The sequence below is a fragment of the Myxacorys sp. genome, assembly GCF_059501405.1.
The window spans coordinates 1-3,560 of record NZ_JCACCM010000032.1 but is presented as its reverse complement, the minus strand read 5'-3'; the positions used below and the strand labels follow the sequence as shown (position 1 = coordinate 3,560).

The following is a 3,560-nucleotide window of genomic DNA, read 5'->3' as shown; positions in this document are numbered from 1 at the left end:
ATGGCAGAGAAATGAGTCTCGCTTAGACGGAATCCTGTCCCGCTTTATGCTGCTATCCAATGGCTCACACGGTGGGCTTCTGACCTTTATGCAGATAGAGTCAATGACCGCACTCAAAATCTTGTGCAACCCTCATTGCATAAAGCAGAATTTTGAGTTGTTGATCGCAAATTGTCTAATTCTTTAGCTTTGCTTCTAGCACGCTACAGAGTAGTGCGATCGTCGTCGTCTGGCTCAAAATCGAGGTGAGTGAGGTCGTGAAACTGAATTGCGCTTCGCAAACTCTCATCGTCCCAGTGGTCTGAATGCTCGATCCAGACAATAGTTTCTAAGTCGATTGAGACGTGAGTTTCCTGGGGGCAGTTTGGCGAGTGAAGGATTAAGCGGGCTAATTCTTCCTGCTGTTGTTCAAGGTCGCTTAGGGTCCGCAGTAATTCACGGCGTTGCTGCTCTAGAGCTTGAAGTTTGTCGAGCTGGTTTTTGAGTGGGGTCATGCGGCAACCTCTACAAATCGTTTCTCATCAAGCAGGTCTTGGGCGTTTTCGGCTAGAAGTGGGTGATTTAGAACCAGGAGTTTGACCATTTCGGCAGCAATTTCTTCTGCTTCAGATCTCGTGCAAGGGTTGCCCTCAGAATCGCGAACCTGCTCAATCTTGAGGATGAGAAGACGTGAGATTTCTTCCATAGTTTGGCTCCAAAAGTGGGGTGAATAGAGAACACACGAACTGAGGCGAAGATTTAGCGGTGATACTGGCTCTTGCACTGATCGATCGCGGCTTGCCACCATGCAGCAGCAGATACGGGATCAACGCCGTTCGCTTTGTCCTTGCCGTACTGTGCGCCTGCCTCCTGAATGCACTGCTCGAAGGTTTGATGAGCGCGAGCGACAGAGGGAATGAGGACTGAAGCGGAAACGATCGCGGCGGTAACAATGGAAGCGATGATCTGACGTAGCATGATTGAGTCCCGAATTAGTAAGTGATTTAGGGGTGAGTGGGTAGCTGTCAGGGTTGAGCCAAGTGCAGCTACCCGTTTGATTAGAAAGGCAGAATTTTGTCTACGAGGTCAGATGATGCGGTGACGACCCACTGACCGTTACTGTCTGAGGTGAGGGCGATCGTTCCAACTGAATGCTCATTTTTGGCGGCTTGCCAGTAGGAGAGGTCAGCGAGGGCGCGAACTAGTAAAGAATGAGTGCGCTGATAGCTAAGGGCGGAGCTTTCCGCCCGGATGATGGTTTGCATTTCCGGGCGTGCTCCTTATGGGTTGGCGAGGCGCATCGCGTTGTGTCCTGCTCCGAAGCCTGCGCTGTAGTGAGCGTTGCCATCCATTGAGCCGAGCATTCCCCGTCTGTTGAAGCCGTCCCGATAGCCAGCGCTGTAGGCTTCATCAGGAGAAACGGTGCGAGCGCGGTTGAGGGCGCGATTTTTGCGGGGATCGGTTGATGTCCAGTTCAGGGCTCCATCACTGCCACGCTCATCGGTGGCTTGGGTTGCACGTTCTAGAGATTGTGTAATCATGGTGTTAGAAATTAAAGGTTTCGTAGAGAGAGCGGTTAGCTGTGGAAGGTGAGCCGCTTTCTCTATATCTATTAGTGTAGTCTACTAAACTACACTTGTCAATCAACAAACCAAAAATAGAGTTTGATGGACGTAAATAAAAGTTTGCTAGACCTCTTATGAGGCTTGACAGACTGTGAATGTCTGATAGATTTGTAGTGTTAAGGACTACAGGTGATAATCTATGGCGACCATGTTTCAGGTTCAGCCAGTGATTCGATGGAAATTGCGTGCTGTAATGGCAGACCGCAAGATGACAGCAACAAAACTAGCAAGTCTTTTAGAAGTCAACCGAGTCACTGTGTCTGGGTAGGCAAATTCAGACGCAATTCCTAACTTCAGCGACACAAACGACACGCTGAACAAGCTCTGCTATCACCTTAAATGCACTCCAGAGGAGTTAATTTATTACACTCGGGACGACTATCTAGAAGATAACTAGAAGCGCTAGAAGGTCAACCACAGCAACCGGGTGATCCGCCCACCGAGTAACTTCTAAAGCAGTCTCGCCTCACGGGTCAATTTCTAAACGGAGGTTTTATGAATCTCGCTATCGAACTCGAACAAGAAACCGATGAACGCTGGATTGCTGAAGTAACCGACCTTCCGGGCGTTCTCGTCTACGGCTCAACCCGCGACGATGCCCTTTCTAAAGCAAAAGCCCTAGCTCTACAGGTGATTGCCGATCGTCAACTCGCACCCTAACGGAGGCGTCCCATGACCCAAACCACCCTTACCCGACACCCGCCTGATCAACACATCGTCCTCTCCAATCGGACGTGGGAGCAGTTCAAGCTGATTCAAAAAGGCTTTGAAGATTCCCGTGGCGTCAGGTTGTTCTACTTTAATGGCAGCGTTGAAATTCTTATGCCCGGACGAGATCACGAGTTTTTTAGCCGAATCATCGGATTTCTGATTGGCATCTACTGCATAGACAAGAGCATCGAATTTGAGCCTACAGGGTCAATGACCCAAGAGCGTGAAGGGATCGCCTCTGCCGAAGCGGACGAATCCTACTGCTTTGGAAGCTCAAAACCGACTCCAGATCTCTCGATTGAAGTCACCTTTACCAGTGGCAACACGGGCAAGCTTGATCGCTATCAAGCCTTAGGAGTACCCGAAGTGTGGTTCTGGGAAGATGGTTTGTTTAGCCTCTATCGCCTGCGTCCATCAGGCTACCAGCAGATCTCTCGTAGCGAAATCCCTGAATTGGTGGACCTCGACATTGAGTTGCTGTCGCGGTGTGTTTTGATGGCTCAAACCTCAAGACTTGCGGCTATCTCAGAATTGCGTCAACACATCTGATCCACGAGCCGCGTTAATTCCCGTATAGATCTCGCCTCACGGAGCAATCATTAAATTTCTCGCTCAACAGCATCTCAAGTTGAGCTAAATTCTTTCGCTTAAAAACAAGAAAATCGCCCCTCTTTCGAGAAGCGACCTCAACCAACTGTTTAAACCATGGCCTTCTATATGGCGCTTTCGACGCCCCGACAAACAGCACAACAGCCATTATTATCACGAGCGCCGCCGCCTCACCCAGCCTTTCCAATCGGTGAAGATTGCTTTCTATCACGCTCCCACCACAAGGTCAGAAGGGCGGTTCGCCCATACCGTAACCGCAAAACCATGATTTACAACGACAGCAGCGGAGCAACTATGTCTCTTTCGACGCATCGACAATCATCGCCACAGCCAGCGTCACGAGTATTACCACGATCACCCAATTTTCCCAACGCGAGGGGTCGAAATACAGATGGCTCATGCAGGTCTCCTTCATTCACCGCCAGCAGCAGATGCTTCACTACACCGGTGCCCCGGAGCCAAGCTTCGCCTCCAGTGTCTACCGAAACCTTAATCGTTTGTGTATCTACTCGTACCTTCCATCAGGAACGCTGCTGGAGGTTCGCACTCTAACTTTAGAGATGCGACGAAGTCGTTTATGGCTCTTTCGATATCAGAACAAGTGCATAGGCAAACAGCCCTAGAGTCATTGCCACC

General features: G+C 50.0%; 10 protein-coding genes. 5 read left to right on the top strand and 5 right to left on the bottom strand.

Features of this window, described 5'->3' with window-relative positions:
* Positions 1 to 187, top strand: a 187-nt coding sequence (locus AC5I6P_RS02960; protein ID WP_495692271.1) for a hypothetical protein, incomplete at its 5' end; no start/stop codon positions are given.
* 16 nt (positions 188 to 203) lie between these two features.
* Here the strand turns inward: AC5I6P_RS02960 and AC5I6P_RS02955 are convergent.
* The 5 genes from AC5I6P_RS02955 to AC5I6P_RS02935 all read right to left on the bottom strand — a co-directional run bounded on the left by AC5I6P_RS02955 (position 204) and on the right by AC5I6P_RS02935 (position 1,520).
* A complete protein-coding gene (locus tag AC5I6P_RS02955; RefSeq protein WP_495692270.1) occupies positions 204 to 494 on the bottom strand; it encodes a hypothetical protein in 291 nt (96 codons plus the stop codon).
* Positions 491 to 685: a hypothetical protein gene (locus AC5I6P_RS02950; protein WP_495692269.1), complete on the bottom strand. Its 195-nt coding sequence runs from the start codon at positions 683 to 685 to the stop codon at positions 491 to 493. Before AC5I6P_RS02950 ends, AC5I6P_RS02955 begins: the two co-directional genes overlap by 4 nt.
* A 53-nt stretch (positions 686 to 738) precedes the next feature.
* Positions 739 to 957, bottom strand: coding sequence for a hypothetical protein (locus AC5I6P_RS02945; RefSeq protein ID WP_495692268.1), 219 nt, complete (start codon positions 955 to 957; stop codon positions 739 to 741).
* Between the two features lie 80 nt (positions 958 to 1,037).
* Positions 1,038 to 1,244 (bottom strand): hypothetical protein, encoded by a 207-nt coding sequence (locus AC5I6P_RS02940; RefSeq protein ID WP_495692267.1) that lies wholly within the window; start codon positions 1,242 to 1,244, stop codon positions 1,038 to 1,040.
* Between the two features lie 15 nt (positions 1,245 to 1,259).
* Positions 1,260 to 1,520 carry a hypothetical protein gene (locus AC5I6P_RS02935; protein ID WP_495692266.1) on the bottom strand — a complete coding sequence of 87 codons (261 nt, stop codon included), beginning with the start codon at positions 1,518 to 1,520 and terminating at the stop codon, positions 1,260 to 1,262.
* A gap of 223 nt (positions 1,521 to 1,743) precedes the next feature.
* On the opposite strand from AC5I6P_RS02935, the gene AC5I6P_RS02930 reads away from it, so the two are divergent.
* The 4 genes from AC5I6P_RS02930 (at position 1,744) to AC5I6P_RS02915 (ending at position 2,864) form a co-directional block, all read left to right on the top strand.
* Positions 1,744 to 1,872 carry a helix-turn-helix domain-containing protein gene (locus AC5I6P_RS02930; RefSeq protein WP_495692265.1) on the top strand — a complete coding sequence of 43 codons (129 nt, stop codon included), beginning with the start codon at positions 1,744 to 1,746 and terminating at the stop codon, positions 1,870 to 1,872.
* A gap of 15 nt (positions 1,873 to 1,887) precedes the next feature.
* A complete protein-coding gene (locus tag AC5I6P_RS02925) occupies positions 1,888 to 2,001 on the top strand; it encodes a helix-turn-helix domain-containing protein (protein WP_495692272.1) in 114 nt (37 codons plus the stop codon).
* 98 nt (positions 2,002 to 2,099) lie between these two features.
* Positions 2,100 to 2,264 carry a type II toxin-antitoxin system HicB family antitoxin gene (locus AC5I6P_RS02920; protein WP_495692264.1) on the top strand — a complete coding sequence of 55 codons (165 nt, stop codon included), beginning with the start codon at positions 2,100 to 2,102 and terminating at the stop codon, positions 2,262 to 2,264.
* Between the two features lie 12 nt (positions 2,265 to 2,276).
* Positions 2,277 to 2,864 carry a Uma2 family endonuclease gene (locus AC5I6P_RS02915; protein WP_495692263.1) on the top strand — a complete coding sequence of 196 codons (588 nt, stop codon included), beginning with the start codon at positions 2,277 to 2,279 and terminating at the stop codon, positions 2,862 to 2,864.
* The last annotated feature ends 696 nt before the right edge of the window (positions 2,865 to 3,560 follow it).

What these genes read in the sequence shown, in the direction of transcription:
- AC5I6P_RS02950 (WP_495692269.1), bottom strand. Translation starts at nt 685, where the DNA reads ATGGAAGAAATCTCACGTCTTCTCATCCTCAAGATTGAGCAGGTTCGC.
- AC5I6P_RS02930 (WP_495692265.1), top strand. Translation starts at nt 1,744, where the DNA reads ATGGCGACCATGTTTCAGGTTCAGCCAGTGATTCGATGGAAATTGCGT.
- AC5I6P_RS02915 (WP_495692263.1), top strand. Translation starts at nt 2,277, where the DNA reads ATGACCCAAACCACCCTTACCCGACACCCGCCTGATCAACACATCGTC.
- AC5I6P_RS02920 (WP_495692264.1), top strand. Translation starts at nt 2,100, where the DNA reads ATGAATCTCGCTATCGAACTCGAACAAGAAACCGATGAACGCTGGATT.
- AC5I6P_RS02955 (WP_495692270.1), bottom strand. Translation starts at nt 494, where the DNA reads ATGACCCCACTCAAAAACCAGCTCGACAAACTTCAAGCTCTAGAGCAG.
- AC5I6P_RS02940 (WP_495692267.1), bottom strand. Translation starts at nt 1,244, where the DNA reads ATGCAAACCATCATCCGGGCGGAAAGCTCCGCCCTTAGCTATCAGCGC.
- AC5I6P_RS02935 (WP_495692266.1), bottom strand. Translation starts at nt 1,520, where the DNA reads ATGATTACACAATCTCTAGAACGTGCAACCCAAGCCACCGATGAGCGT.
- AC5I6P_RS02945 (WP_495692268.1), bottom strand. Translation starts at nt 957, where the DNA reads ATGCTACGTCAGATCATCGCTTCCATTGTTACCGCCGCGATCGTTTCC.